The organism is Paenibacillus sp. MABNR03, from assembly GCF_050455445.1.
GTDB lineage: Bacteria > Bacillota > Bacilli > Paenibacillales > Paenibacillaceae > Paenibacillus > Paenibacillus xylanilyticus.
On record NZ_JBCIYR010000002.1, the window covers coordinates 578,906 to 603,813 of the forward strand.

Consider the following 24,908-nt stretch of genomic DNA (forward strand, 5'->3'; position numbering starts at 1 on the left):
CATTTCAGCAGTCGTGCCAGCGATTGCGAGTAATTATATTCAGTGCTTTCTACCCGGCTTGCCCGGAAGCACTTCTATCAATGACTTCTTCTCCTGCAGCAGAAGTACTTTTAACTTGATGACCTGATTGCGGTCACCCCGTTCATTCCAGCAGGCTCTTATCCAAAAGGCCCGCTCCTCCCGTTTCATTGTTGCTTGTTGCCTATGTTCTTGATCTTTCCGAAATACTTCATTATAGAAAGGTTGCGTTCCATGAGACACATCGGATTACCTCCTAAACAGGGTTTGTATGACCCGCAGTTCGAAAAAGATGCATGCGGTATGGGTTTTGTTGCCAACATCAAAGGAGTACCTTCACACGATATCGTAAGTCAGGCACTGACCATGCTCAGTAATATGGAGCACCGCGGAGGACAGGGCAGTGAGCCGAATTCCGGTGACGGAGCCGGTATTTTGATTCAGATTCCACATCGTTACTTTGCACAGGAAGCAGAGCGTCTCGGTTTTGCGCTGCCAGAGCAGGGAGCATATGGTGTGGGGATGCTGTTCCTTTCTCAGGATCCTGAGATTCGTAACGCACACCAGGAGAGCCTGAAGAAGATCATTGAAGAAGAAGGACAGACGTTCCTCGGTTTCCGGGATGTGCCGACCTTTGATGAGATGCTCGGTCGTTCTGCACTGGCTGCGAAGCCTTATGTTCGTCAGGTGTTCATTGGCAGATCAGCAGATCTGAACGATGAGCTGGCGTTCGAGCGCAAGCTGTATGTGATTCGCAGACGGGCTGAGCTGGCTATTCGTTATTCCGCGGATGAGAAAGAAGGCAGTTCGTTCTACCTGCCGAGCTTGTCTTGTCGCAAAATTGTTTACAAAGGCATGTTGACCACTGAACAGGTTGGACAGTTCTATCTTGATTTGCAGGAAGATCTGGTTGAGTCGGCGATTGCACTCGTACACTCCCGTTTTAGCACGAATACATTCCCGAGCTGGGAACGTGCCCACCCGTACCGTTTCATGATCCACAACGGTGAGATCAACACGATGCGTGGTAACGTGAACTGGATGCATGCACGTCAATCGCTGTTTGAGAGCGAAGTGTTCGGCAACGATATCTCCAAAGTGAAGCCGATTATCAATCCGGACGGTTCGGATACCGCGATGTTTGATAATACACTCGAATTTTTGTATTTGAGTGGACGTTCATTGCCACACGTGGCCATGATGATGGTTCCTGAGCCTTGGAGCACGGACGAGGGAATGGATCCGGCCAAAAAGGCATTCTACGAATATCACAGCACAATGATGGAGCCTTGGGATGGACCGGCAGCGATGGCCTTTACCGATGGTTTGCAGATTGGTGCAACACTGGACCGTAACGGTCTTCGTCCGGCGCGTTACTATGTAACCAAAGACGACCGCATTATTTTGTCCTCCGAGGTTGGAGTGCTTGATATTGCTCCGGAAGACATTCTTTACAAAGACCGTCTGCGTCCAGGTCGTATGCTTCTCGTGGATACACAGGAAGGCCGCATCATCTCGGATGAGGAAGTAAAAGCTCTCATTGCAGCCGAAAATCCGTATCAGGATTGGCTCGATGAGCACTTGATGGATCTGAATGAATTGCCGGAAGCACCGGAACTTCCCGATCCAAAACATGATAACGTGACCCAGCTTCAGCTGGCCTATGGATATACATTTGAAGAACTGCGTAAAGTGCTGGAGCCAATGGCCTCCACAGGTATGGAAGCTACAGGTTCCATGGGTTATGATGCACCGCTGGCAGTGCTGTCGGATCGTCCGCAGCGTTTGTATAACTACTTCAAACAAATGTTTGCACAGGTAACCAATCCGCCGATTGATGCGATCCGTGAAGAGATCGTAACGTCTACGGCAACAACGATTGGACCGGAGCGCAACCTGCTCAATCCTGAACCGGAAAGCTGTCGTCAGATACGCCTGGATACGCCGGTTTTGTCCAACGAAGATTTCGCTAAGATTCGTCACGTGCGTCGTCCAGGATTCCGCTCGATGACCATCCCGATTTTCTTCACGGCCAAAGAAGGAGCAGAAGGACTTCGCAAAGCGATGGATTTGCTCTTCGAAGCAGCTGACCGTGTCATTGATAAAGGGCATAATATCCTGATCCTGTCTGACCGTGGCGTGGATGCTGAGAATGCAGCCATTCCGGCACTGCTCGCAGTTGCAGGTCTGCATCACCACCTGATCCGTCAGGGTACAAGAACCAAAGTCAGCATTTTGCTGGAATCGGCAGAGCCGCGTGATATTCATCACTATGCATTGCTGCTGGGCTACGGTGTAAGTGCCGTGAACCCTTATCTGGCGTTTGAAACGCTGGATGACATGATCCAGCAAGGGCTGCTTCGCGGCATCTCGCACGAGAAGGCTGTCAAAAACTACATTAAAGCCGCAACCAAAGGTGTTATTAAAATATTGTCCAAAATGGGAATCTCGACGATCCAGTCCTATCGCGGCGCACAAATTTTTGAAGCGGTTGGCCTGAAGTCTGATTTCGTTGATCGTTACTTTACATGGACACCTTCCCGTATCGGCGGTATTGGTCTGGAAGAAGTGGCTGCTGAGGTATTGACCCATCACAATCGGGCCTTTACGGACAAAGACGGCAATGACAAAGTACTGGATTCCGGCGGTGAATATCAGTGGCGTAATGATGGGGAAGAACATCTGTTCAATCCTCAAACGATTCATACGCTTCAGCATGCAGTTCGTACAGGGGATTACAACCTGTACAAAAAGTATGCCAAACTGGTACAGGGTGAAAATGATCAATTGCTGACCATCCGCTCCATGCTGAAACTGAAACCGGTGGGACCTGCAGTTCCTCTGGAAGAAGTGGAATCCGTGGAAAACATCATGCGCCGTTTCAAAACGGGTGCGATGTCCTTCGGTTCGATCAGTAAGGAAGCACATGAGGATTTGGCAATCGCCATGAACCGTGTTGGCGGTAAATCCAACACAGGTGAGGGCGGGGAAGATCCGGCTCGCTTCATTAAAGATAGCAACGGCGATTCACGTCGCAGTGCAATCAAACAGGTTGCATCAGGACGTTTCGGTGTTACCTCAAACTATCTCGTGAATGCTGACGAGATCCAGATTAAAATGGCACAAGGCGCGAAACCGGGTGAAGGTGGACAGCTGCCAGGACGTAAAGTATATCCTTGGGTCGCTGAGGTTCGTGGATCGACACCAGGTGTTGGTCTGATCTCACCTCCACCGCATCACGATATTTACTCCATTGAGGATCTGGCTGAGTTGATCTATGATCTGAAGAACGCCAATCCGCGTGCGGACATCAACGTGAAGCTGGTTTCCGAAGTCGGCGTGGGTACCATCGCAGCGGGTGTAGCCAAAGGACGTGCCGACATTATCCTCGTAAGTGGATATGATGGTGGTACGGGTGCATCGCCACAAGGTTCGATCCGTCATGCCGGTATGCCATGGGAACTGGGCCTTGCCGAGACACATCAAACGCTGATGCTGAACAATCTGCGTGACCGCGTTGTTTTGGAGACAGACGGTAAAATGCTGAATGGCCGCGACCTGGCGATTGCTGCATTGCTTGGAGCGGAGGAGTATGGTTTCTCCACAGCACCACTCGTGGCACTGGGATGTATCATGATGCGGGTTTGCCAGATGGATACATGTCCGGTAGGTGTGGCAACGCAAAATCCGGAGCTGCGCAAAAATTATATGGGTGATCCGGCTCACGTCGTTAACTTCATGCGTTTTGTCGCTGAAGATGTACGCGAAATTATGGCTGAACTCGGATTCCGGACCATTCAGGAAATGGTTGGTCGCACGGATTGTCTCGAGACGGTTGAAGCTGTAGATCACTGGAAGAAAAAAGGTGTGGATCTGTCTGTGCTGCTGCATGTGCCTGAGATGCCGGAAGGCTCTGCACGTTACCGCACACAGCATCAGAATCACCAATTGGAAGAGACGCTGGATATGCAGCAGTTGCTGACGCTGGCTCAGCCTGCAATCGAATCCGGTCAGCCGGTTGAAGCGGTACTTCCAATTACCAACGTTAACCGTGCAGTCGGTACGATCCTGGGTAGTGAAATTACCCGGAAATACGGTCTTGCCGGATTGCCTGAAGATACGGTTCAATTCAAATTTGTCGGCTCTGCCGGACAAAGCTTCGGGGCCTTTGTACCTAAAGGTATGACCCTGACGGTTGAAGGGGACTCCAATGACTATGTAGGTAAAGGATTATCCGGAGGTAAACTGATTGTTATGCCTTCGCCTAAAGCAACGTTTGAAGCAGAGGATAATATCATCATTGGTAACACGGCTCTGTACGGGGCAACCAGTGGTGAAGCCTATATCCGCGGTATCGCCGGTGAGCGGTTTGCGGTGCGGAATTCCGGTGCCAAGGTGGTTGTTGAGGGTGTAGGTGACCACGGTTGTGAATATATGACCGGTGGACGCGTTGTCGTTCTCGGTGATACAGGTCGTAACTTTGCAGCCGGGATGTCCGGAGGTATTGCTTATGTCTATGATCCGGAAGGCACATTCCTGCAACGTTGTAACCTGGAAATGGTACTTTTGGAGCGGATTGAAGATGTAGCGGAAAGTGCAGATCTGCGTGGCATGATTCAACGTCACGTGGCGTATACAGGCAGTGCTGCAGGTCAGCGCATCCTGGATCACTGGCAGGATTCCGTGAACCAGTTCGTTCGGGTTATTCCGAAAGACTTCAAACGGATGACAGAGCAGATCGAACGTGTTCAGGCGACTGGATTGACAGGAGAAGAGGCTTTGCTGGCTGCATTTGAAGCCAATATGCGTGAGCTTGCACGTGCAGGTGGTTAATCTTCTCCTTTAGCAGGAGTGCATGAACAGGTTGTATGAAGAATAATAGGAGCTTTATGGCTGCCAATCAGGCGCTGTAGAGCTCCTATTTGTGTTTCGACAAAATTAGAACCCGAACCAAAAACGCTATCGCCATGAGACGACAACATTGAGGAACATTCTCAAGTATAATAAGGCTAGTTTTGGAGTGCAGGGAAAGTATATAGATAAGAGAGGTTAGCGGAATGAATATGAAGAATCCAAACAGGGGCGAACGTAAGCCGACGAGTAAACAAGTTGAAGCAACCCAGATGGACATCAAGAAGGTTTTACTGCAATGCGGAATCGACCCGGAGCGTTGGAACGATTTCATATCCTCCGTCAACAATGAGCACCAATGACAAAAATACTACATAAAGACGAAGAACTGGAGGGAGTTCAAGACACAAAAAAACCCAGGAACCGAAGAGATGACTACTCGGGACTGGGTCTTCCTTTATTGGCATTAATCCATGCTGCGCTCCATTCGGACAAAAGCAATAAAACGACGTGCCTCTTCTTCTGTTAAGGGTTTACCATCAATCATCAGGTCAAAGCGCTCCAGCACTTCCTTATCCGATAATTCAAGGGAGTCCACAAATTCCCGGACGTCTTCATCCATAACCACATCGCTCTGCTTTGTACGCCCAATGAGATAATCAATGGATACGCCAAAAATGTCAGCAAGCCTGGTTAATACTTCAAAATCCGGCTTACGTCGATTTTTCTCATAATGGGAGAGAGCAGCCCTGGTAATATGAATGGAGCTCGCAAGTTCTTCTTGAGTAAGTCCCCGCTGTTCCCTTAATTCAGCAATGCGATTTCCGTAGTTCATACGCTTTTTCCCCCTGAACGCCATGTCAAATATATATTATAACAATCCTGAGCTATTTTTTGATCAGGGCAGCTTTCCTGCAAAATGATGACATCTGGACAGACCTATATCCAAAATAGGTCTGTCTAAGTACATCTCATATTGTCGTAAATCAAAAGAACCATGTCCAAATACTGCTTGACATGATACAATTTGTATCGTAAATTGAACGTATGGAAGTTACAAAATGTATCATTTGGAATAATTTAAGTGTCTCCAAGTTGCCTATGCAATATACCCGTGAGAAGGAATAATGGCAACACTTGAAGGCTAATCCATTCTAAAGGAATGAAACCATGAATTCAATGATTCAGGAATGGGCCGATCTAGATTTAAATGTCCATATGTACATTCAGGAGTTTCAGGGTAAGACAGTAGATCGCAAACGACGTCCCGTTCTCTTACTTGGGATGGATACAAGAGCGATTACCTTCCTGAGTGACCTGGTTTTACCGGTATCGTCAACCATGTTGATTGGTTTGGATGTAGAAGATCGCCAAGTATGTTTAAGGCTTCAGGCAAGCTTGCAATGGAAACAGCCCTTTGGGGAGCTCACATTGTATCATTCAAGCCTGCATATTCAGCAAGAGCAGACACTATATATAACTGGACAGTTAAATAACATGCTTCGCGAAGTGCAGTTTCCTTCGGTATCCCGATTTGCATATGAAAAAGCAGCGGAGCAACCAAATTTGCAGGAAACCTATCATTATATCGATTTTACCATATGAAGCCTGGCAAATTCTAAACATTTTCTGAACAAGCATGTACTTAACGCCATTTTACTATATTTCATAGCGTTGTGCATTAGTTCTTTAACACCAAAAGCATTTTGCGCGATGAATAAAAGGGCGAGGGGGATCATACATTGAGGAAGTTTGGATATGGTTGAAATACACTGCCACATTTTATCAGGTCTTGATGATGGTCCTGTTCATATGGAACAGTCCATCGACATGGCTGAAAAGGCGGCAGCCTCGGGAGTTACCTCGATCATTGCAACTCCGCATCACCTGAACGGGCATTACAATAATGAACCGATTGTGGTCAATCAGGCAGTGGATCTGCTTCGAGCAGAGCTTCACAAACGCAATATCCGCTTGGAGATCCGCCCCGGACAGGAGATCAGGGTACATGAGACTCTAATTCGAGACTTACACGCAGGAAGATGCTGCACACTCGCCGGGAGTCGCTACATGTTGCTGGAATTGCCCTTTGGCTACATTCCCTCGCAGTTCACCGGAATACTCCATGAACTTAGGGTAGCCGGTATTGTCCCTATTATTGCTCATCCGGAAAGAAACATTCCAATCCAGAACAATCCTGGCTTATTGGTTGAATATCTCCATCAGGGCGCATTGATTCAGATCACAGCCCAGTCCATCATAGGACTTTTCGGTCGAAAAGTTCAGAAATGGTGTTTTCATTTTTGCAAAGAAAACCCGTTTCATTTCATTTCATCAGATGCTCATGACATACAAAATCGGTCATTTGCCATGAATGCTGCATATGAGCAGCTTGAACGACGATTTGGGCGTGACTTGGTTGAGCGATTGAAGAATAATGCTTGGTCGTTATGGCACAACCAATGTATAGAGAGAGAGCATGAAAGACCCCTGGTCCTAAAACGCAGGTTGTTGTTCTGGTAATCAGTCAGATCAAAAGAACGACCATCATAATTGCCGAGTTGAATGGGAGGAATAAAAGGTGGAACTGAAAGGGTATATGCAAATTTTACGAAAACGCATTTGGATCATCGTAGCCTTTGTTGCTGTTGCCTGCATTGGAGCAGGTGTCAAAAACTACTTTTTTACCGTACCAATTTATGAAGCGAACGCGAAATTGATTGTCAATCAGGCTTATAACGCAGAAGGTATCCCTAGTCTGGATATCGGTTCAATACAAACGAACATTAAAGTCATCAATTCTTATATGGAGATCATTAAATCATCAGCAATCCTCGATAAAGTAGCTGCTACATACCCCGATCTTGGCATGAACGGCAACCAATTGGCACAAAGAATCTCGGTGGCGACCGCGAATGAATCTCAGGTTATGAGTTTAACAGCCACCGGTTTATCTTCTGAAAAAGCAGCCAAAACAGTTAACGCCGTTGCCAAAGTGTTTGAATCACAAATCCCCGTAATTATGAAAGTGGATAATGTAACCATCCTGAGTGAAGCCAAGCCCACGGAATCGTCACGACCCATTAATGTAAATCCAATCGTTAACATCCTAATCAGCTTCCTGGTAGGGCTTCTACTGGCTATAGGTTTTGTATTCCTCTTGGAATACTTGGATGACACTTTGAAAACGGAAGACGAATTGGAAAAAGAACTGGGTATCCCGGCTCTCGCTGTCATATCCAAAATCAAGAAGGAAGAAGCTCGCAGTTCTAAGCAGACAACATCTCATAAACAGGTAGGTGATGGCCAGTATGCCACGGTTAACCAATGATAAAGGGAGCCTAGTTACCATGGCTAACCCCAAGTCCAGTTCATCTGAGGCTTATCGGAAATTGAGAACCAACATCCAATTTTCATCCATTGATAGCCAGATCCAAACGATTATGATTGCTTCTGCTTTGTCCGGTGAAGGTAAAACCACAACAATAGGTAATCTGGCTGTAACCTACGCGCAGGAAGGAAAAAAGGTTCTGCTTATGGATACTGACCTGCGTAAACCTGCCGTGCATCGCATATTTAATGTTCCCAACCATGTAGGGCTGACCAGTGTATTGTCTAGTCAATATAAAGTTACGGAAGTTTTGAGAGAAACGGATGTGGAAGGATTACATGTTCTCTCTTCCGGCCCGATTCCCCCTAATCCTTCCGAAATGCTAGGTTCTCGTAAAATGACAGCTCTGCTTGAGAGTCTGAAGGAAGAATATGATGTCATTCTGTTTGACACTCCTCCTGTTCTGGCCGTAACTGACGCTTTAATCATCAGTTCATTGTGCGATGGCGTAATTCTTGTAGTCAGTGCGGGCAAGGTGAAGAAGGATCTGGTCAAAAAGGCAAAGGCACATCTTGAACATGTAAATGCACGGATACTCGGAGCTGTACTGAATAATGTGCAGGTACCCAAAAGTCGGAATGCCGACTATATCGAGAATGTATAAATGATGCATGTTTTAAATAAAAAATAGGATTGTTAAGGTCATGTCTACTACACCTTTATCAAGGTAGGCACTCGGTCACACTGTGGGTAGTGTACCTTAGACGTAAATCGTCAAGGGTGTGACGTGAGGTTGGGTTGAATGCCCCTTTATGAAATTGAAAGTAAGAATTGCATCAATTTATTTCAAGGTTTCATGGATTAATTGGATTAATTGGTTCAACTCATACTTTTAAACTATAAAAAAAAATTAGGATAGGGTGGTATTTATGACTAAAGTGAGGAAAGCAATCATTCCCGCAGCCGGTTTGGGGACCCGATTTTTACCCGCTACAAAGGCAATGCCTAAAGAAATGCTCCCTATCGTAGATAAACCGACGATTCAATACATTGTGGAGGAAGCAGTAGCTTCCGGTATTGAAGACATTATTATTGTAACAGGCAAAGGGAAGCGTGCCATTGAGGATCATTTCGACAGTGCGTTTGAACTGGAACACAATCTGCTGGAAAAAGGTAAGCTGGGTTTGCTGGAAGAAGTCCGGAAATCCTCCAACGTTGATATTCACTACATAAGGCAGAAGGAAGCACTTGGTCTGGGGCATGCAGTCTGGTGTGCGCGGAATTTTATCGGCAATGAACCATTTGCCGTGTTGCTTGGCGATGACATTGTCGTGTCCGAAGTACCGTGCACCAAGCAGTTGATTCAACAGTACGAGAAAGTTAATCAATCGGTGCTCGGTGTGAAAACGGTAAGTCCGAGTGAAACTTATCGCTATGGAATTATTGACCCGCTGCATACTGATGGAAGGCTCTCTTCTGTAAATAGCATGGTAGAGAAGCCGCCACTCGGCTCTGCACCTTCCAACCTGGCAATCATGGGACGATACATTTTGACACCTAAAGTATTCGAGTATTTGGAAGAACAAAATGTTGGTGCTGGTGGTGAAATTCAGCTTACAGATGCTCTGCAGATGCTTAATCACGATGAGGGAATCAGCGCGTATGATTTCGAAGGTTCCAGATTCGATGTGGGCGAGAAACTGGGATATATCCTCACTACGCTCGATTTTGCTCTGAAAAATAACGAGCTGCGTGCACCCGTCTTAATGGCGATCGAAGAAATCCTGATGAAGGAAAAATTGAACCAAGTGCTTGTTGCAGGAGGGGATGGTCTGTGAATCTATCGGGACCAGAGTACTATGGAAGCGGCGGAGAAGCCATAGCCAAAGAAGCGAATGGAAAACTGCTTGACCAGCCGTACTCACAACGCGTTGGCGGGTATGCAGATGTGATCAAGCCATTCATAGATTTCTTTGTAGCTGCTTTGCTATTGCTGCTTACATCACCGATCATGCTTGTCATAGCGGTGATGATCAAACTCGATTCCAAAGGACCGATTATATTCAAACAGGAGCGTTACGGAAAAAACGGAATCAAGTTTAATATTTATAAATTTAGAACGATGCGAACGGATGCACCGAAGTATGGGTTATCTCCAACGACAAGCACTGATCCCAGAATTACACGTCTGGGCCGATTGCTTCGCAAAACGAGTCTGGATGAGCTGCCGCAATTGCTTAATATTATCAAGGGTGATATGAGCTTCGTAGGTCCCAGACCAGAAATGAAACGCATTGTAGAAGAAAATTATACGGATCTGGAGCGCAGACGTTTTCTTGTGAAACCAGGTATAACCGGATTGTGGCAGGTGAGCGAAGCTCGCAAGGAGCCCATTCATCACAATCTGCAATATGATTTCCATTATATCTCCAACGTCTCGCTTCAGTTAGACATTAAAATTATCTTTAGAACCGCCATGGTTATGATTAAAAGCAATACATTTTGACTGATGGAGCGTGAACGTATTGAAACATATTGTAGTGACAGGCGCAGCCGGCTTCTTGGGCTCACACCTGGTCAAATCACTAATTCACCAAGGTCACCAGGTTACAGGAATTGATAACCTGTCGACAGGAGTATCCAGGAATCTGCAAGAGGTGGCGAATAGCCCCCTCTTTTCTTTTCATGAAGCAGACGTTACTCTGCCCGATTCACTTGATTTTCTGATGGATCAATCTGTGGATGAGGTGTACCATCTTGCATCAGCTGCTTCACCCAAATTCTATCAAGCGGATTCGATCGGTACCATATGGGTGAACACCAAGGGAACCTATCATTTGCTTGAGCTCGCTCGAACCAAGGGAGCGAAGTTTCTATTTTCAAGCACGAGTGAAGCTTATGGAGACCCTGAAGTGCATCCACAGCCTGAGAGCTATCGTGGCAATGTGAACACTTGGGGCCCAAGAGCCTGTTACGATGAGGCTAAACGTTTGGGCGAAGTTTTTTGTTATGAATACTACACGAAACACAGAGTTCCCGTTAAAGTAGCGCGCATATTTAATACGTATTCCTCCGGATTGCGTAATGATGATGGCCGTGTCATTTCTAATTTTGTGACCCAGGCACTTACGGGTCAGGATATAACCGTTTATGGGGATGGCTCGCAAACCCGTTCGTTCTGTTATGTGGATGACAACATCCGTGGTCTGCAAAAACTGATGGAAACGGAAGAGGCAAATGGAGAGATTATCAATATCGGCAACCCAACGGAGTACACTGTCCTTGAAGTGGCGTATTTGGTGAAAAAGTTGGCCCAATCCGACAGCAAGTTGGTATATCTGCCATTGCCTCAGGATGATCCTAAAGTCCGTCGCCCTGTGATCGATAAGGCACGGAAATTGCTCGGCTGGGAGCCGGAAATTTCACTGGAAACCGGATTGAAGTTAACGATTGAGAATGTTCGTGCCACGCTACAGGAAACCCCATGAAGCTGATTAAAGTGAGATGAGATAAGTGCATAAAATATTGATTGCCCACAGTTTGTATCCACCGCATGTCATTGGCGGGGCTGAAATATCAACGCAAATATTGGCACAGACGCTCAACCCAAGTTATGACGTCAAAGTCATGACTGTTGGCGGTCATAAGCATGGCGAAGTAATCACAGAAACGATTAACGGAATTGAGATATTACGGTTACCGTTTAACAATCGGTATTGGATCGGTGATTCTGCCAAACAAGTATCAACTCCAGATAAAGTGCTATGGCGAGTACAAGATATTTTTAATAGGAAGCAATATCAGCATATAAAACAATATCTTTTACAGACTAAGCCATCGGTCATTCATACTCAAAATATTCCGGGGCTGAGTCTGGCGATCTGGAAGGCAGCTTATGAACTAGATATTCCGGTAGTGCACACCCTCCGGGATTTCTCATTAATTGAGCCTATTAAGATATCGGCATACTCCAGAATGTACAGACAAATTTCCAAGAGATTTAGCCGCATGATCTCGACAGTGATTGGTATATCAGGGCATATTCTCAGAACGCATACGGATATGGGGTTTTTTGAGCGCTCTTCCAAACATGTGATCCATAATATTGTTGAGAACAATGAGGCGGTTCAGAATCTGTATGCCGGTAAAGAGGTACATCATGATCAGCCGCTGGTAATTGGGTACTTTGGGCAACTGACCGAAGTGAAAGGTGTTCAATATTTAATTGAAGCGGTAAAACGGCTAAATGAGCAGGTTGTAGGTAAACTGTTCATTTTTGGGGATGGTCCGATGATGGGTCAGTTGAAGGAAATGTCCGGATCAGACCCAAGAATTATTTTTATGGGAAAACTGGATAAATCACAAATTGCCCAAAAAATGAGGGACATGGATCTTATCATTGTACCTTCCACTTGGGATGAACCATTTGGTAGAGTGGTCATTGAGTCTTATCAAGTAGGTACGCCAATTTACGCATCAAAGGTTGGAGGAATGCCGGAGATTCTATTGGATGGCGAACAATTCTCATTTGCTCCCCATAGCGTAGACGAAATCGTAAAAGCCATTCTTCACTATTTCAATCTGTCAGAGCTAGCTAAAAGCCATTTGAAAAAACAATGCTTTGCGCATTGCGAGTCCTTTAATGAAAATTACCTTCTTAAGGAACATAGTGATATCTATGAGAAGCTAATTAGGCGTGGAGGTTAACATGCAAATGATTTCACTGAATGCCAGATCTCATCCATTCGTTCAGGTGAGATCAGAAGCTCCATCCTCGCTATTTTTGGTTTCGATGCATATTTTGCTGATTTATTTATCTATCTACGGTTTGGTGTCCATTTACGTGGATAATATCGTTATCAGAACTTTGAAAGATGTAGGTATGATCGTGGTTTCTCTTTTTGCATTAAGTAAAGTGTATCGACAACATACGTCCTTTCTAAATCCGTTCTTGTTTGTGCTCGGCTCAATTATCGTTCTCGGCTCATTTAATCTGTTGATGGGTTCGAGTGTGGTGACGCTAATATATGGTCTGAAAATAACTTTTTTACCTTTGATGATGATGTTTACAGGTATGCTATTCGCTAAATACGGCGGAGTCTACGCGTTCGCCAGAACTAACTTGATTATTTTCATTTTGTTGATTGCAGGTTGGTTAATTCAGTATTCGCTGGGCATTGAGAAGTTAATATCGATGGGGTTTGTTTATGGCGTAAATATCAAGAACTATCTGGAAGGTGTACCCCGACTATCTTCCATCACATACTCACCCGATGGCTACGCGTATACCTTATTGATCACCGGTCTGATTGCGGAGCGTACCAAATTAGCCGTAAAGTACAACATGTTTCGAATAAGTATTCAGCTACTGACGATTAGCTTTTTGTTACTGTCGACCATTCGTTCAGCTTTGGTACTATGGATTGTATACCAACTGGTCATGTTTTTTTTGAAAATTCGAAAGTTTAATCAAAAGAATACATTAATACTTGGCTTCACCTTTATGTTGTTGCCTGTTGGTGTATTTGTTGGTACCCGCATGTTGAATGCCTATAACCTGTTGTCCGTCTCTTCTTTGCTCGATCGATTTAATAGCTGGGGAAGCAGGCTGACCTCTCCGTTATCAATGCATGGGGCTGTAGGCAACGGTATTGGATCTGTTGGTGCTGCCAGTCGGCGAACTCATATGATTGGGTTGAACTCAAATAACTTTGCAGTCGATAATCAGTATTTTTCTTTTTATGAACAGACAGGGTGGATAGGCCTAATATATTTTGTTGTCTTGTTTATTCTGCTCGCTGTGGCACTTGTTCGTAAAACGGATTTGTTGTCTTCATCAGATAAACTTCGTTTACCACAGATGGCTACTGCACTATTAGCCGGGATTGCAGCTGCAAGTTTAACAACTAATGTACTTGAGATGTTTCCAGCCAACGTATTTTTCTGGATTGTTATTGGTATGGCCCTTGTAGGGTCTCGTGATGATTATGATAAGCCTCAGGAAGCGGGATGAGCGCAGTGAAAATTTTGCATATTGGAGAATACGTTGTTGGTGGTATGGCAACCTATCTGAATGAGGTTGTTGCATATCAGCGGCAACATTTTGATGTCTATTTGCTGATGAGCGCCTACAATAGTGCCACAAGTTTTGATTTGGAGCCAGATCGTATTTTGCAGTACAAATACAAGCGTCATCCCAAGCACTTTCTTTCGGCTATGTGGCAGATTCGTCAGACGATTCGCAAATTACAACCGGATATCATTCACATTCATAGCTCATTTGCAGGTTTACTCGCAAGGGGCTTGTTTTTCGTTCAGCCGAGAAAGGCTCGTATTTTTTATTGTTCTCACGGCTGGGCATTTCTTATGGATACGAAGCCATTATATAAAAAAGGATACTTGCTAATCGAGAAATTGATGGCCTATAAAACGGATGTAATTATTAACATCTCTAAACATGAGCTAGAAAGTTCCATACAACTTGGGCTATCAGCTTCTAAGTCTAGGTTGGTGTATAACGGTGTTCGTGAACGAGAAGGTAAAAGTCTGATTCCACTGGATGAGGCAGAAAGAGCAACTGATGTTGTGCAATTATTGTTTGTAGGTAGGTATGATCGGCAAAAAGGACTGGATTTGCTGCTGCAAACATTAAATGAAAATCCTGAATTGCAGAATTATATTCGTTTAAATGTCATTGGAGATAGTGTGCTCGAGAATAACGAATGGATCTTTCCGGACAATGTTATCCGTTTGGGTTGGGTGGATAATGCAGATATTGATCGCTATTATCAGCAGTGTGATGCAGTAATTATGCCTTCTCGCTGGGAGGGATTTGGATTGGTTGCTGTGGAGGCTATGAAAAACCGCAAGCCTGTTATTGCAAGTCGGCGTGGAGCTCTGCCTGAATTAGTTGAGCACGGAGAAAGCGGATATTTATTTGACATTGAACATTCTCATGAACTGCTGCACATTCTCAAGCATCTTAATAAAGATGAACTGAAAAATATGGGCGAAGCAGGATATGCCTTGTATAAAAATAAGTTTAGTGCCGAGCGGATGAATGAAGAGCTGGTGAATCTCTATCAGCATGCCTATGCAGACAGTGTAGTCCAGGGAGCTTCAGCACCAGGTCGGTTGGAACTTTCTAAGAGAGCTGGAGATGTACATGACTAAAATATTTATTAATGCACGATTTCTTACCCAAACGATTACTGGAGTTCAACGATATGCACTTGAACTTGTGAAAGAGATGGATGAAATGATTGATCGGGGAGAAATCGATTCTTCCAAATACGAATTCTGTCTGCTGTCTCCTTCAAATATAGTTACTCGACCTGACTTTAAGCATATTCATCACAGAGTGGTCGGTAAACTAAAGGGACACCTCTGGGAACAGCTAGAGCTGCCTTTTCACGCGAAGAATGACCTCTTGATTAATCTGTGTAACACGGGGCCGGCTTTTAACAAAAATCAGATTGTAACCATTCATGATGCTGCTGTTTTCAATTATCCTAACGCATTTTCATTTGCATTCCGCTCCTGGTACAAATTCCTAATGGTTCGTCTAGGCAAAACCTCAAAAAAAATCATCACGGTATCCCACTTTTCCAAGGGAGAGCTCATGCAGCACTGTAAAATAGCGGAGCACAAGCTGGCTGTCACTCATCTGGGCATCGATCATATTCATCGGAAAAAGGCTGCTGAAGGAACGAAAGAAAAATATGGAATTCAATCTCCGTATATTCTGGCGGTTAGTACAATGAATCCTTATAAAAATTTTAATTTGATTTTTGATGTGCTGCCCGAGATCGAGGCTCATCATCTGAACATAGTTATTGTCGGCTCCAAGAACAGTAAGGTTTTTGGCGAACAAGCATGGACTGAATCGGATGCAGTAAATTGGGTGGGCTATGTTACGGATGAAGAACTAAAGGCACTATACGAAGATGCTGCCGGTTTTATTTTCCCTTCTTTATATGAAGGGTTCGGTTTGCCGCCGCTGGAAGCAATGGCAACAGGCTGCCCAGTCATTGTATCCTCTCGTGCCTCTATCCCTGAAGTATGCGGGGATGCAGTTCTGTATTTTGATCCTAACAATCCCAAAGAAGCCGCTTCACGATTAATTGAGATTACATCAGACCCAGATTTAAGCCAGCAGTTGTCGCATAAAGGCAAAGATCATTCAGGTCTATTTTCCTGGAATAAATGTGCAAAAGACACGGTGAATATCATTATAAGCACAGTGTAAATAGTGAACCCATATGGTCTTTCAAGGGAGATAAATCGCATGACTAAAGTTTTTGTCGCAATAGATTTTCCGCCAGAAAAAGGAGGGATTCATGATTATGCCTATGGGCTAATCTCTCAGATTCCTTCAGAAGAGGTTACGGTTTTAACAAATAAAATCAAAGATACGGTGGAATCGAATCAGTTTGACCGGAAAGCAGACTTTGAGATCATTCGGAAGAGAATATACTGGAACTCCAACAAGGTTCTGCTAATCCTATCGCAAGTTATTTTAATTCTACAGCTTATTATTCTGAAATGGCGTAAAAAGACGAGTGAGATTCACTTTGTTAATGTGTTTCCGGTAGGCGTTGCCGGACCGTTCATGAAAGCATTCTTTGGGGTGAAATACTTTCCTTACGTTCACGGCCTGGATGTTATGGGAATGGTAAACAGCAAGCTATTTCCACTCCTAATGATGATTCTTAAGCGGTCTGACAAGGTGATAGCGAATAGTCAGTATACCAAATCCAAGTTGATAGAACTGGGAATACAAGAACATCAGATCGTGATCATTCCTCCGGGCTTGAACGTAAGCAAGTTAAGTGGGGATGCCGAAGTAATGGAAGATGTCCGAGACAAGTATGATCTGTATGGAAAAAAAGTAATGATTACCGTCTCTCGTCTGGTGGAGCGCAAAGGGCATGATGTCACACTCAAAGCAATTCGCCAAGTCATTAAGCATATCCCGAATCTTAAATATCTGATATGTGGTGATGGTCCTTATAGAGGTGAATTAGAACGTCTGGTAAATCAGTATGATCTCGATTCCATAGTTATTTTCACTGGTGGAATAAGCGATCAGGAACTTCATCAATTATATGAATGCTCAAATATATTCATCATGCCCAGCCGTGATATTAAGGAGAAGGGTGACGTTGAAGGCTTTGGCATAGTTTTTCTTGAAGCCAATTATTACAGACTGCCCGTCATTGCAGGTAACAGTGGCGGAGTTCCTGATGCAGTAAAGGACCAAATAACGGGCTATCTTGTAGATCCTTTGAACGAGAAGGAGATCGCAGACCGGATTCAAGAGTTATTAATGAACGAAGGATTGGCAAAGACCATGGGAGATAACGGTTATGAGTGGGTTGTTAATCATTGTCTGTGGTCACACCGAGGGCAGTTGCTGAAACAACTAGCCTAATTAAATCCACAATCTTCATCTCGTAACTTAGGAGGATTAAGGATGAGAATATGTATCGTCACCCATAGGGTGGTTAAAGGAGAAGGCCAAGGCAGAGTTAACTACGAGGTTGCAGTAGAATCTCTGAGACAGGGGCATGAAGTCATAATGATTTCCAACGAAGTTGACCCCAGGTTGCTTGAGAATAAAAACGCCACATGGATTAAAGTATTACCATCCCTGAAGTTGCCACAGTTGTTGCGCTACCAAATATTCGCATTTGAGAGTGCAGTTCATATTCGGAAGCTGAGGAAAGAAAAACGGGTCGATCTTGTGATGGTTAATGGTTTTATCACCTGGGCTAGAGGGGATATTAATGCGGTTCATTTTGTTCATAGTACATGGATTAAATCCCCCGTACATAGTTTCCGTGTCCATCGTTCACTTAAACGTTGGTATTTCGGTTTGTATACGTTGATAAATGCCTATCTTGAACGGCATGCTTTTCGCACAAGTGGAAAAATCATTGCTGTCTCTGAGAAAGTGAAAAATGAATTAGTTAATATTGGTATTAATCAAGATAAGGTACAGGTTATTAATAATGGAGTAGACGTTCGTGAATTCTACCCCAGTGAAACGGCTAGCAAAACGAAAATGGACCTTGGCTCAAACCAGATTGTAGGTCTGTTTGCCGGGGATATAGGCAATCCGCGCAAAAACCTCGATACTGTATTGAAGTCAATGGTATCGGTCCCTCAATTATCACTCGTTGTAGCTGGCTCCACTCAGGGGAGTATCTACCCTCAAATGGCAAAAGATTTGAAAATTGAGGATCGGGTTCATTTCTTGGGGTATCGAAAGGACATGGGACATATCATGCGCAATGTGGACCTCTTTATTTTCCCTTCCAGATACGAGGCCTGTAGCTTGGTTGTACTGGAGGCTCTTGCTTCGGGGATAGCGGTTGTCATCACGGAAGAATCGGGTGTAACTGAAATCATAGAAGGGTCCAATGGAAGTGTGCCTCCCGGAGTTGTATTGGATGATCCAAACGATATAACAAAATTGGCCAATGTTTTGAATGATCTCATTCAAGATCCAAGTCATTTGGCGGAGATGGGCAAGTCCTCCAGGAAAGTTGCCCTTGTAAATGACTGGAGGAAAATGTCCCTTAAATATTTAGAAAGCTATGAGGATTATCTGAACAAAACCGGAAGTATCACTACAGGACTTAAAAGAAAACAAAGCATAGAGGTGGAATTATGAAAGCTTCAGTAGCCATATGTACGCACAATAGAGCCAAGGACACGGTTGAAGCGGTCCAGAGTGTGTTGGCACAAGAGAGCTGCAATTTTGAATTTGAAGTTTTGGTTATTGATAATAATTCCAGAGATAACACCAAAGAATTATTTCATGAATCACTGTGGCCAACGCAAGTGCGATATATAATGGAAAACCAATTGGGTTTATCGTATGCCCGAAATCGTGCGATAAGAGAAGCTAAAGGGGAGTTTATCTTATTTCTTGATGACGATGCGTTAGCCTCCTCTAGCTGGATTGAAGAAGTTATCAATGTATTTGAGCGCGATGCAGCCATAGGTTGTGTTGGTGGGAAAATAGACCCGATATGGGAAGGAGGGAAGCCTGACTGGATTCCAGAAGAGATCATCGGGCTATATACACTGATGGATTTCTCTGATCATGTCGTGGAAATGAAACCTCCGTACTTCCCTTTTGGTGCAAATGTTTCTTTCCGGAAGAGCGTATTCGACAACATTGAACCTTTTCGAGAAGATTTAGGGCGAGTCGGAAACAACTTGCTCTCAAGCGAAGAGAGTGAGCTGATTAGTCGAATTCGGGAGAAATACAAGATATATTACACTCCATACGGTTCGGTTCAACATAAAATCTCCAAAAGCAGGCTTAACAAACGTTGGCTATTAAGGCGAATGTATTGGCAGGGAATTAGTGATGCCACAAGGTATAACAAGAGCAGCTGGGGGTTATTCAAACATGTTGCGCGAATCGCACAGGCAGGATTACTTATTCTGTTGTGCATGAATAATGTTCAGAAAGTCATGAGTCAACTTGTAAAAATATCATACCGGAATGGAACAATCGTGGGTTCTTTCCGTAATGGCAGAGGATTGAACGCCTAATGAACATGGCCGTTGCCAAAAACAGACGTGACTACAGCATGATTCAAAACATTCTTATGACCAGTTTTGCCAATATTCTCATTATGGGTGTTACAACACTGACGTCCATTGTGACAGCTCGCATGTTTGGGGCTGCGGGTAAAGGCGAGCTTGCCGCTGTGCTGTTCTGGCCTGCATTTATATCAGGAATTGCAGCTCTCGGGTTACCGACTTCACTAATCTACAATGTTAAAAAACACAGTGATCAATTGCCCACATACATTAGTATGAGTTTTGCCGTCCAGCTTCCCATTAGTCTAATTGCCGGCATAATCAGTTGGTTTGGTATTCCCTTATGGCTCTCAGGATACTCCGAATCCGTAGTTACCATTGCACGTTGGTATACGGTCTCCATGGTACCTATTCTATTACTTATGGGAGTGTTGGCGGCATCAGCTCAAGGCACGGAAAAGTTCCATATTTATAATCTGTCCCGACTGCTTGCACCTCTTTTTAATTTGTTTGGACTTGTTGCACTATGGGCTGCAGGGTTATTAACTGTGGAGAAAGCCATCATGATCAGTTTTGCTGCCAATATTCTGGTTCTGCTTGGTTACATGTTCATGATGCGACAACAGATTTTCGGTTCGATCAATCAATTAGTCGCCCAATTCAAAACTTGCATTCACTTGTTTAGTTACGGCATTCGCGTGTATGGAGTAGAGTTGTTGGGAACGTTGTATAACCAGTTCGACAAAATTATTATTCTGGCACTTTTAACACCGATGGATTTTGGTTTATATTCTGTTGTTTATGCGCTGTCCCGCATGTTCAATGTAGTACAGATGGCAATCACGAATGTGATATTTCCCAAAGTTGCAGGAATGGAACAGGAGAAAGTGCTGACACTCGTAGGAAGAGCTTTTCGAATCAGTATGGTTCTTATGACGATCATCATCATACCCAGTATGCTGATTGGTCGTTTTTTTATTGGCCTACTATTTGGACCTGAGTTTCTCCAGGCGAGCAGTACCTTTTATCTGCTTTCTCTTGAATGCATTGTAGGCGGGGGATCATGGATTCTGGCTTCAGCTTTTAATGCACTGGGTCGACCAGGCGTAATTGTTTTACGTCAGGTTATTGCACTTGGTGTGACGATTACCCTGTTTTTTGTGTTAACTCCGTTGTTTGGACTGTTTGGGATTGGCCTCGCCCTGTTGCTGGGCTCATTTGTACGTATTTTGATGTCACTCATATCCATATCTGTCATCTTCAAGATGCCGATTCGCAAAATGCTCTATGACCGAGCAGATATTTCATTCCTGAAGGATCGTTTAAGAGAGAAAAATATACTCAAAGGAGCCGGAAAAGATGCCAAACTTGCAAAAGACTCATCGCATGGATGAGTTGAAGAAGAAGCTTGAGCAGATATTGGAGATCATGCCTCCTGAGTCCAAAATCTATTATATTGATTATCCTGTGCATAGCAATTGTGGCGATCTGTTGATTATGAAAGGGACGGAAGCCTTTTTCAAAGACTATCGAATAAAAGTTGCTGAACGTTACAGTGTTCACGATTACAATGAACAAACGGTAATCCCGAAAGACCATATTATTGTGCTTCATGGTGGTGGAAATTTCGGTGATTTATACGAAGCACATCAGCGTCTCAGGGAAAATATAATCCGAAAATATCCCGAGCATCGGATCATTATTCTTCCTCAAACGATCTTCTTCAAGGAGGAAACAGCTCTGCGTAAAACGGCTGAAGTATTCAGCCAACATTCCGATCTTCATTTGTTTGTACGAGATGAACCCTCTTATCAGATAGCAACGGAAAACTTTAAAGGGTGCCACGTTTCATTAATACCAGATATGGCACATCAATTGTGGCCGATCGAGAGAAATAGCTCTCCGCGTAAAGAACGATTGAATTTTTATAGAACAGATATTGAAAAAGCCGCAGAACCCTCCCATATGGTTGCAGATCAGCAAGGAGATTTCCTGGATTGGCCTACCTTGTACAATCGGTACGAGCGCAAACTGGTATATTGGCTGGGACTTGGACTTCGGAAAGGAAAAGGCAGACGGCTGCTTCAGAAGATCTGGATGAAGTATAGTGATTATTTGGTAAACAAAGCGATTCGTTGTTTTAGTGAATATGAGATGATCCATTCTTCCAGATTGCATGGTCACATCTTGTCCTGTTTGATGGCAAAGCCCAATCTTCTAATTGATAATTCCTACGGTAAAAACTCCGGATATTATCGAATATGGACCCACCAGGTCAACACGGCAACATTGGATTTATCTTCTAAGAAAAGTGCAAAGATCGATCATAATTACATTGAGTCAACCGTGTCTGTGTAGGTTGCACATCAATTTCAAGGAGCATCCGTTTTTTGAAAAATATAGAGTGGAGTGATCATATTGCGAATCGTGCTTCTCTCAGGAGGATCGGGGAAAAGGTTGTGGCCCTTGTCCAATGATACACGTTCCAAGCAGTTCCTCAAAGTGCTTGAAGGTCCCCAGGGGCAGTCGGAGTCAATGGTGCAGCGGGTATGGAGACAGTTACAGCAGACCGGATTGAGTGAACAGGCGACGATTGCAACGAGCAAGCCACAGGTGGAGATTTTACAAAGCCAACTGGGTGAGGAGGTTGACCTTGTGGTTGAGCCGGAACGCAGGGATACCTTCCCTGCCATTGCTTTAGCGGCTGTCTATCTCTACTCGGTGCAGGGTGTCAGCTTGAACGAAACCGTAGCCGTACTTCCGGTTGACCCTTACGTGGAGGAATCTTTCTTTTATAAAGTTATGGATCTTGAACAGATCCTGGCGGAATCCAAAGTGGATTTGGCATTGATCGGAGTGAAACCCACCTATCCTTCGGAAAAATATGGTTATATTGTAACGGAACCAAGCGAAACAAGAGAAAAAGAGCATATGCAATATGCCAAGGTAACCCGTTTTCAAGAGAAACCTCGCGAGGCTGAAGCAGCAGAGATGATAAAACAATCTGCCCTTTGGAATTGCGGGGTTTTTGCGTTCAAACTCAATTATCTGATTAATCTGCTGATCGAGCTTGAGCTGCCAATTCAGTATGAAGAGATGCTCAAGCAATACGGAAGGTTGGAGAAAATCAGCTTCGATTATCAAGTCGTTGAAAAGGCCTCTCAAATTGTAGTTACACCCTACGATGGGTATTGGAAAGATCTGGGAACATGGAATACGCTGACAGATGAAATGAGCACCAACATTGTGGGCAAGGGTGTAGTTACAGAGAGTTCAGTAAACACACATCTGGTCAATGAGTTGAATATCCCGGTATGCGTACTGGGCGTTTCAAACGTGATTGTTGCTACGAGCCCGGATGGTATCCTGGTCAGCGAGAAAGAGGCAAGCCCACAAATCAAAGAACTCCTTAAAGATAGTACGGAACGTCCCATGTATGAAGAACGCCGTTGGGGCTGTTACAAGGTTCTTGATTATACACGGAATGCTCAGGGTGAAGAGGTACTAACCAAACGCATTATCATTGGGGCCGGTAAAAATTTATCTTACCAGTACCATCTGAAACGAAACGAAGTATGGACAGTCGTTTCCGGACAAGGTGAATTGATTCTGGACGGTGATATCAGACAGATTAATCAGGGCGATACCATTTCAATTCCGTCTGGCGGAAAACATAGTGTGAAAGCTGTTACAGAACTTGAAATTATCGAAGTCCAGATGGGCAGTGAACTGATCGAAGAGGACATTGTAAGAATTGAAATGGAATGGGCAGACATCATCCAAAATTGTGTGAACTGGGGGAAAACAAGATGAATATTGCAGTAATTGGAACAGGGTATGTAGGTCTTGTATCGGGAGTCTGCTTTTCGGAGATCGGCAATCGGGTCATCTGTGTAGATAACAATCAGGACAAAGTAGATATGCTTAATGCAGGTGAAGTTCCCATTTACGAGCCTGGACTCAAAGAACTCATGGTCGCCAACAAGCGAGCAGGCAGGTTATCCTTTACGTCCGATATCGCTGAAGCCATTCGTGAATCCGATATTATCTTCATCGCAGTAGGAACCCCCTCTTTGCCAAATGGAGATGCCAACCTGGGGTATGTCGAGCAGGTAGCCATCGAGATTGGGACCCATCTGGAGAGCTATAAAATTGTTGTGACCAAAAGTACAGTGCCTGTGGGCACCAATGATCGCGTCAGAGAACTGATCCAGAGTATTTCCACTCAACCGTTTGACGTTGCGTCTGTCCCTGAATTTTTGCGAGAAGGCTCTGCAGTGAAGGATACGCTGAATCCGGATCGTATCGTGATTGGTACGGACAGTGAACGGGCAATCAAGGCACTCAAGAAACTTCATCGCCCACTAACCGAAAATCTCATCATTACTGACATCCGGTCAGCTGAAATGATTAAATACGCGTCCAATGCATTCCTCGCAACAAAAATATCATTTATTAATGAAATTTCAAATATATGTGAAAAGGTTGGCGCGGATGTTACGCGTGTAGCCGAAGGCATGGGATATGATAAACGAATCGGTTCTTCATTCCTGAAAGCTGGTATTGGTTATGGAGGGTCTTGTTTCCCCAAAGATACACAGGCTCTGATTCAAATCGCGGACAAAGTTGATTATGATTTCAGACTTTTAAAATCCGTTGTTCAGGTTAACCAGGATCAACGATTTAATGTGATTCGCAAACTTGAAGAGATTTTCGGTACCGTTAGCGGTAGAACCATTGCCGTCTGGGGACTTGCTTTTAAACCGGATACGGATGATGTAAGGGATGCACCTGCTATCGATATTATTAGGTATTTGACAGAAGCGGGGGCTGTTGTTAAGGCTTATGATCCGATTGCCACAGCCAACTTCCGCAAAGAAATGGATGTCGCCTCGATCGCATGGGAAGATAACCCGCTGAAGGCTGCCAAAGGAGCTGATGCACTTTGCGTGCTGACGGAATGGAAGGAGTTCTCCCAGATGAACTTGATGGAACTTGCGAGCATGATGAATGAAGCGATTATGATTGACGGGCGTAATGTCTACAACAAAGAACAAATCCATGCTTCTGGGTTCCAATATTACTCTGTAGGCCGCCCTGGCCTCAATCATGCAGAAGGTAAAGCCGCAGCGATCATCTAAACAGG

General features: G+C 44.4%; 22 protein-coding genes. 20 read left to right on the plus strand and 2 right to left on the minus strand.

Annotated features, from left to right (window positions below; genetic code table 11):
* Positions 1 to 39 precede the first annotated feature (39 nt).
* A complete protein-coding gene (locus tag AAIH57_RS11190; RefSeq protein ID WP_175398174.1) occupies positions 40 to 261 on the minus strand; it encodes a hypothetical protein in 222 nt (73 codons plus the stop codon).
* Here AAIH57_RS11190 and gltB point away from each other — a divergent pair.
* On the plus strand, positions 253 to 4,851 hold the full coding sequence (gene gltB, locus AAIH57_RS11195; RefSeq protein WP_175398175.1) for a glutamate synthase large subunit: 4,599 nt from the start codon (positions 253 to 255) through the stop codon (positions 4,849 to 4,851). The genes AAIH57_RS11190 and gltB overlap by 9 nt on opposite strands.
* A gap of 224 nt (positions 4,852 to 5,075) precedes the next feature.
* On the plus strand, positions 5,076 to 5,231 hold the full coding sequence (locus AAIH57_RS11200; RefSeq protein ID WP_175398176.1) for a hypothetical protein: 156 nt from the start codon (positions 5,076 to 5,078) through the stop codon (positions 5,229 to 5,231).
* Between the two features lie 104 nt (positions 5,232 to 5,335).
* Here AAIH57_RS11200 and AAIH57_RS11205 read toward each other — a convergent pair whose 3' ends face one another.
* Positions 5,336 to 5,704, minus strand: coding sequence for a helix-turn-helix domain-containing protein (locus AAIH57_RS11205; RefSeq protein ID WP_175398177.1), 369 nt, complete (start codon positions 5,702 to 5,704; stop codon positions 5,336 to 5,338).
* A gap of 335 nt (positions 5,705 to 6,039) precedes the next feature.
* Here AAIH57_RS11205 and AAIH57_RS11210 point away from each other — a divergent pair, with 335 nt between their 5' ends.
* The 18 genes from AAIH57_RS11210 (at position 6,040) to AAIH57_RS11295 (ending at position 24,903) form a co-directional block, all read left to right on the plus strand.
* Positions 6,040 to 6,474: a hypothetical protein gene (locus AAIH57_RS11210; protein WP_175398178.1), complete on the plus strand. Its 435-nt coding sequence runs from the start codon at positions 6,040 to 6,042 to the stop codon at positions 6,472 to 6,474.
* A gap of 153 nt (positions 6,475 to 6,627) precedes the next feature.
* Entirely contained in the window at positions 6,628 to 7,392 is a 765-nt protein-coding gene (locus AAIH57_RS11215) for a tyrosine-protein phosphatase (protein ID WP_430021669.1), read from the plus strand.
* A 58-nt stretch (positions 7,393 to 7,450) separates the two neighbouring features.
* Positions 7,451 to 8,200: a YveK family protein gene (locus AAIH57_RS11220; RefSeq protein ID WP_413034713.1), complete on the plus strand. Its 750-nt coding sequence runs from the start codon at positions 7,451 to 7,453 to the stop codon at positions 8,198 to 8,200.
* Positions 8,181 to 8,864: a CpsD/CapB family tyrosine-protein kinase gene (locus tag AAIH57_RS11225; RefSeq protein WP_430021670.1), complete on the plus strand. Its 684-nt coding sequence runs from the start codon at positions 8,181 to 8,183 to the stop codon at positions 8,862 to 8,864. The genes AAIH57_RS11220 and AAIH57_RS11225 overlap by 20 nt, the downstream gene beginning before the upstream one ends.
* 265 nt (positions 8,865 to 9,129) lie before the next feature.
* Positions 9,130 to 10,038: a UTP--glucose-1-phosphate uridylyltransferase GalU gene (gene galU / locus AAIH57_RS11230; RefSeq protein ID WP_127538123.1), complete on the plus strand. Its 909-nt coding sequence runs from the start codon at positions 9,130 to 9,132 to the stop codon at positions 10,036 to 10,038.
* Complete coding sequence (locus tag AAIH57_RS11235) at positions 10,035 to 10,706, plus strand: sugar transferase (RefSeq protein ID WP_413034711.1); 672 nt, start codon at positions 10,035 to 10,037, stop codon at positions 10,704 to 10,706. The genes galU and AAIH57_RS11235 overlap by 4 nt, the downstream gene beginning before the upstream one ends.
* A 19-nt stretch (positions 10,707 to 10,725) precedes the next feature.
* The gene (locus tag AAIH57_RS11240) at positions 10,726 to 11,688 is read left to right on the plus strand and encodes an NAD-dependent epimerase/dehydratase family protein (RefSeq protein WP_430021671.1); all 963 of its coding nucleotides are present in this window, start codon (positions 10,726 to 10,728) and stop codon (positions 11,686 to 11,688) included.
* 25 nt (positions 11,689 to 11,713) lie between these two features.
* Complete coding sequence (locus AAIH57_RS11245) at positions 11,714 to 12,907, plus strand: glycosyltransferase family 4 protein (RefSeq protein WP_430021672.1); 1,194 nt, start codon at positions 11,714 to 11,716, stop codon at positions 12,905 to 12,907.
* A 1-nt stretch (position 12,908) separates the two neighbouring features.
* Positions 12,909 to 14,213, plus strand: coding sequence for an O-antigen ligase family protein (locus AAIH57_RS11250; protein WP_430021673.1), 1,305 nt, complete (start codon positions 12,909 to 12,911; stop codon positions 14,211 to 14,213).
* Positions 14,210 to 15,373, plus strand: a complete 1,164-nt coding sequence (locus AAIH57_RS11255; protein WP_430021674.1) for a glycosyltransferase — start codon at positions 14,210 to 14,212, stop codon at positions 15,371 to 15,373. Before AAIH57_RS11250 ends, AAIH57_RS11255 begins: the two co-directional genes overlap by 4 nt.
* The gene (locus AAIH57_RS11260; protein ID WP_430021675.1) at positions 15,366 to 16,448 is read left to right on the plus strand and encodes a glycosyltransferase family 4 protein; all 1,083 of its coding nucleotides are present in this window, start codon (positions 15,366 to 15,368) and stop codon (positions 16,446 to 16,448) included. The genes AAIH57_RS11255 and AAIH57_RS11260 overlap by 8 nt, the downstream gene beginning before the upstream one ends.
* 39 nt (positions 16,449 to 16,487) lie before the next feature.
* Positions 16,488 to 17,633 (plus strand): glycosyltransferase family 4 protein, encoded by a 1,146-nt coding sequence (locus tag AAIH57_RS11265; RefSeq protein ID WP_430021676.1) that lies wholly within the window; start codon positions 16,488 to 16,490, stop codon positions 17,631 to 17,633.
* A gap of 42 nt (positions 17,634 to 17,675) precedes the next feature.
* Positions 17,676 to 18,878, plus strand: coding sequence for a glycosyltransferase family 4 protein (locus AAIH57_RS11270; RefSeq protein WP_430021677.1), 1,203 nt, complete (start codon positions 17,676 to 17,678; stop codon positions 18,876 to 18,878).
* The gene (locus AAIH57_RS11275; protein WP_430021678.1) at positions 18,875 to 19,771 is read left to right on the plus strand and encodes a glycosyltransferase; all 897 of its coding nucleotides are present in this window, start codon (positions 18,875 to 18,877) and stop codon (positions 19,769 to 19,771) included. Before AAIH57_RS11270 ends, AAIH57_RS11275 begins: the two co-directional genes overlap by 4 nt.
* Entirely contained in the window at positions 19,771 to 21,156 is a 1,386-nt protein-coding gene (locus AAIH57_RS11280) for an oligosaccharide flippase family protein (protein WP_430021679.1), read from the plus strand. The genes AAIH57_RS11275 and AAIH57_RS11280 overlap by 1 nt, the downstream gene beginning before the upstream one ends.
* Positions 21,122 to 22,120 (plus strand): polysaccharide pyruvyl transferase family protein, encoded by a 999-nt coding sequence (locus AAIH57_RS11285; RefSeq protein WP_430021680.1) that lies wholly within the window; start codon positions 21,122 to 21,124, stop codon positions 22,118 to 22,120. The genes AAIH57_RS11280 and AAIH57_RS11285 overlap by 35 nt, the downstream gene beginning before the upstream one ends.
* Positions 22,121 to 22,180: 60 nt before the next feature.
* On the plus strand, positions 22,181 to 23,575 hold the full coding sequence (locus AAIH57_RS11290; RefSeq protein ID WP_175398189.1) for a sugar phosphate nucleotidyltransferase: 1,395 nt from the start codon (positions 22,181 to 22,183) through the stop codon (positions 23,573 to 23,575).
* Positions 23,572 to 24,903, plus strand: a complete 1,332-nt coding sequence (locus AAIH57_RS11295) for a UDP-glucose dehydrogenase family protein (protein ID WP_430021681.1) — start codon at positions 23,572 to 23,574, stop codon at positions 24,901 to 24,903. Before AAIH57_RS11290 ends, AAIH57_RS11295 begins: the two co-directional genes overlap by 4 nt.
* The last annotated feature ends 5 nt before the right edge of the window (positions 24,904 to 24,908 follow it).

Excerpts from the sequence above, each read along its gene's own strand:
- AAIH57_RS11255 (WP_430021674.1), top strand. The coding sequence starts at position 14,210 with ATGAGCGCAGTGAAAATTTTGCATATTGGAGAATACGTTGTTGGTGGT.
- AAIH57_RS11260 (WP_430021675.1), top strand. The coding sequence starts at position 15,366 with ATGACTAAAATATTTATTAATGCACGATTTCTTACCCAAACGATTACT.
- AAIH57_RS11275 (WP_430021678.1), top strand. The coding sequence starts at position 18,875 with ATGAAAGCTTCAGTAGCCATATGTACGCACAATAGAGCCAAGGACACG.
- AAIH57_RS11225 (WP_430021670.1), top strand. The coding sequence starts at position 8,181 with ATGCCACGGTTAACCAATGATAAAGGGAGCCTAGTTACCATGGCTAAC.
- galU (WP_127538123.1), top strand. The coding sequence starts at position 9,130 with ATGACTAAAGTGAGGAAAGCAATCATTCCCGCAGCCGGTTTGGGGACC.
- AAIH57_RS11295 (WP_430021681.1), top strand. The coding sequence starts at position 23,572 with ATGAATATTGCAGTAATTGGAACAGGGTATGTAGGTCTTGTATCGGGA.
- AAIH57_RS11215 (WP_430021669.1), top strand. The coding sequence starts at position 6,628 with ATGGTTGAAATACACTGCCACATTTTATCAGGTCTTGATGATGGTCCT.
- AAIH57_RS11210 (WP_175398178.1), top strand. The coding sequence starts at position 6,040 with ATGAATTCAATGATTCAGGAATGGGCCGATCTAGATTTAAATGTCCAT.
- AAIH57_RS11265 (WP_430021676.1), top strand. The coding sequence starts at position 16,488 with ATGACTAAAGTTTTTGTCGCAATAGATTTTCCGCCAGAAAAAGGAGGG.
- AAIH57_RS11285 (WP_430021680.1), top strand. The coding sequence starts at position 21,122 with ATGCCAAACTTGCAAAAGACTCATCGCATGGATGAGTTGAAGAAGAAG.
- gltB (WP_175398175.1), top strand. The coding sequence starts at position 253 with ATGAGACACATCGGATTACCTCCTAAACAGGGTTTGTATGACCCGCAG.
- AAIH57_RS11270 (WP_430021677.1), top strand. The coding sequence starts at position 17,676 with ATGAGAATATGTATCGTCACCCATAGGGTGGTTAAAGGAGAAGGCCAA.
- AAIH57_RS11205 (WP_175398177.1), bottom strand. The coding sequence starts at position 5,704 with ATGAACTACGGAAATCGCATTGCTGAATTAAGGGAACAGCGGGGACTT.
- AAIH57_RS11200 (WP_175398176.1), top strand. The coding sequence starts at position 5,076 with ATGAATATGAAGAATCCAAACAGGGGCGAACGTAAGCCGACGAGTAAA.
- AAIH57_RS11250 (WP_430021673.1), top strand. The coding sequence starts at position 12,909 with ATGCAAATGATTTCACTGAATGCCAGATCTCATCCATTCGTTCAGGTG.
- AAIH57_RS11280 (WP_430021679.1), top strand. The coding sequence starts at position 19,771 with ATGAACATGGCCGTTGCCAAAAACAGACGTGACTACAGCATGATTCAA.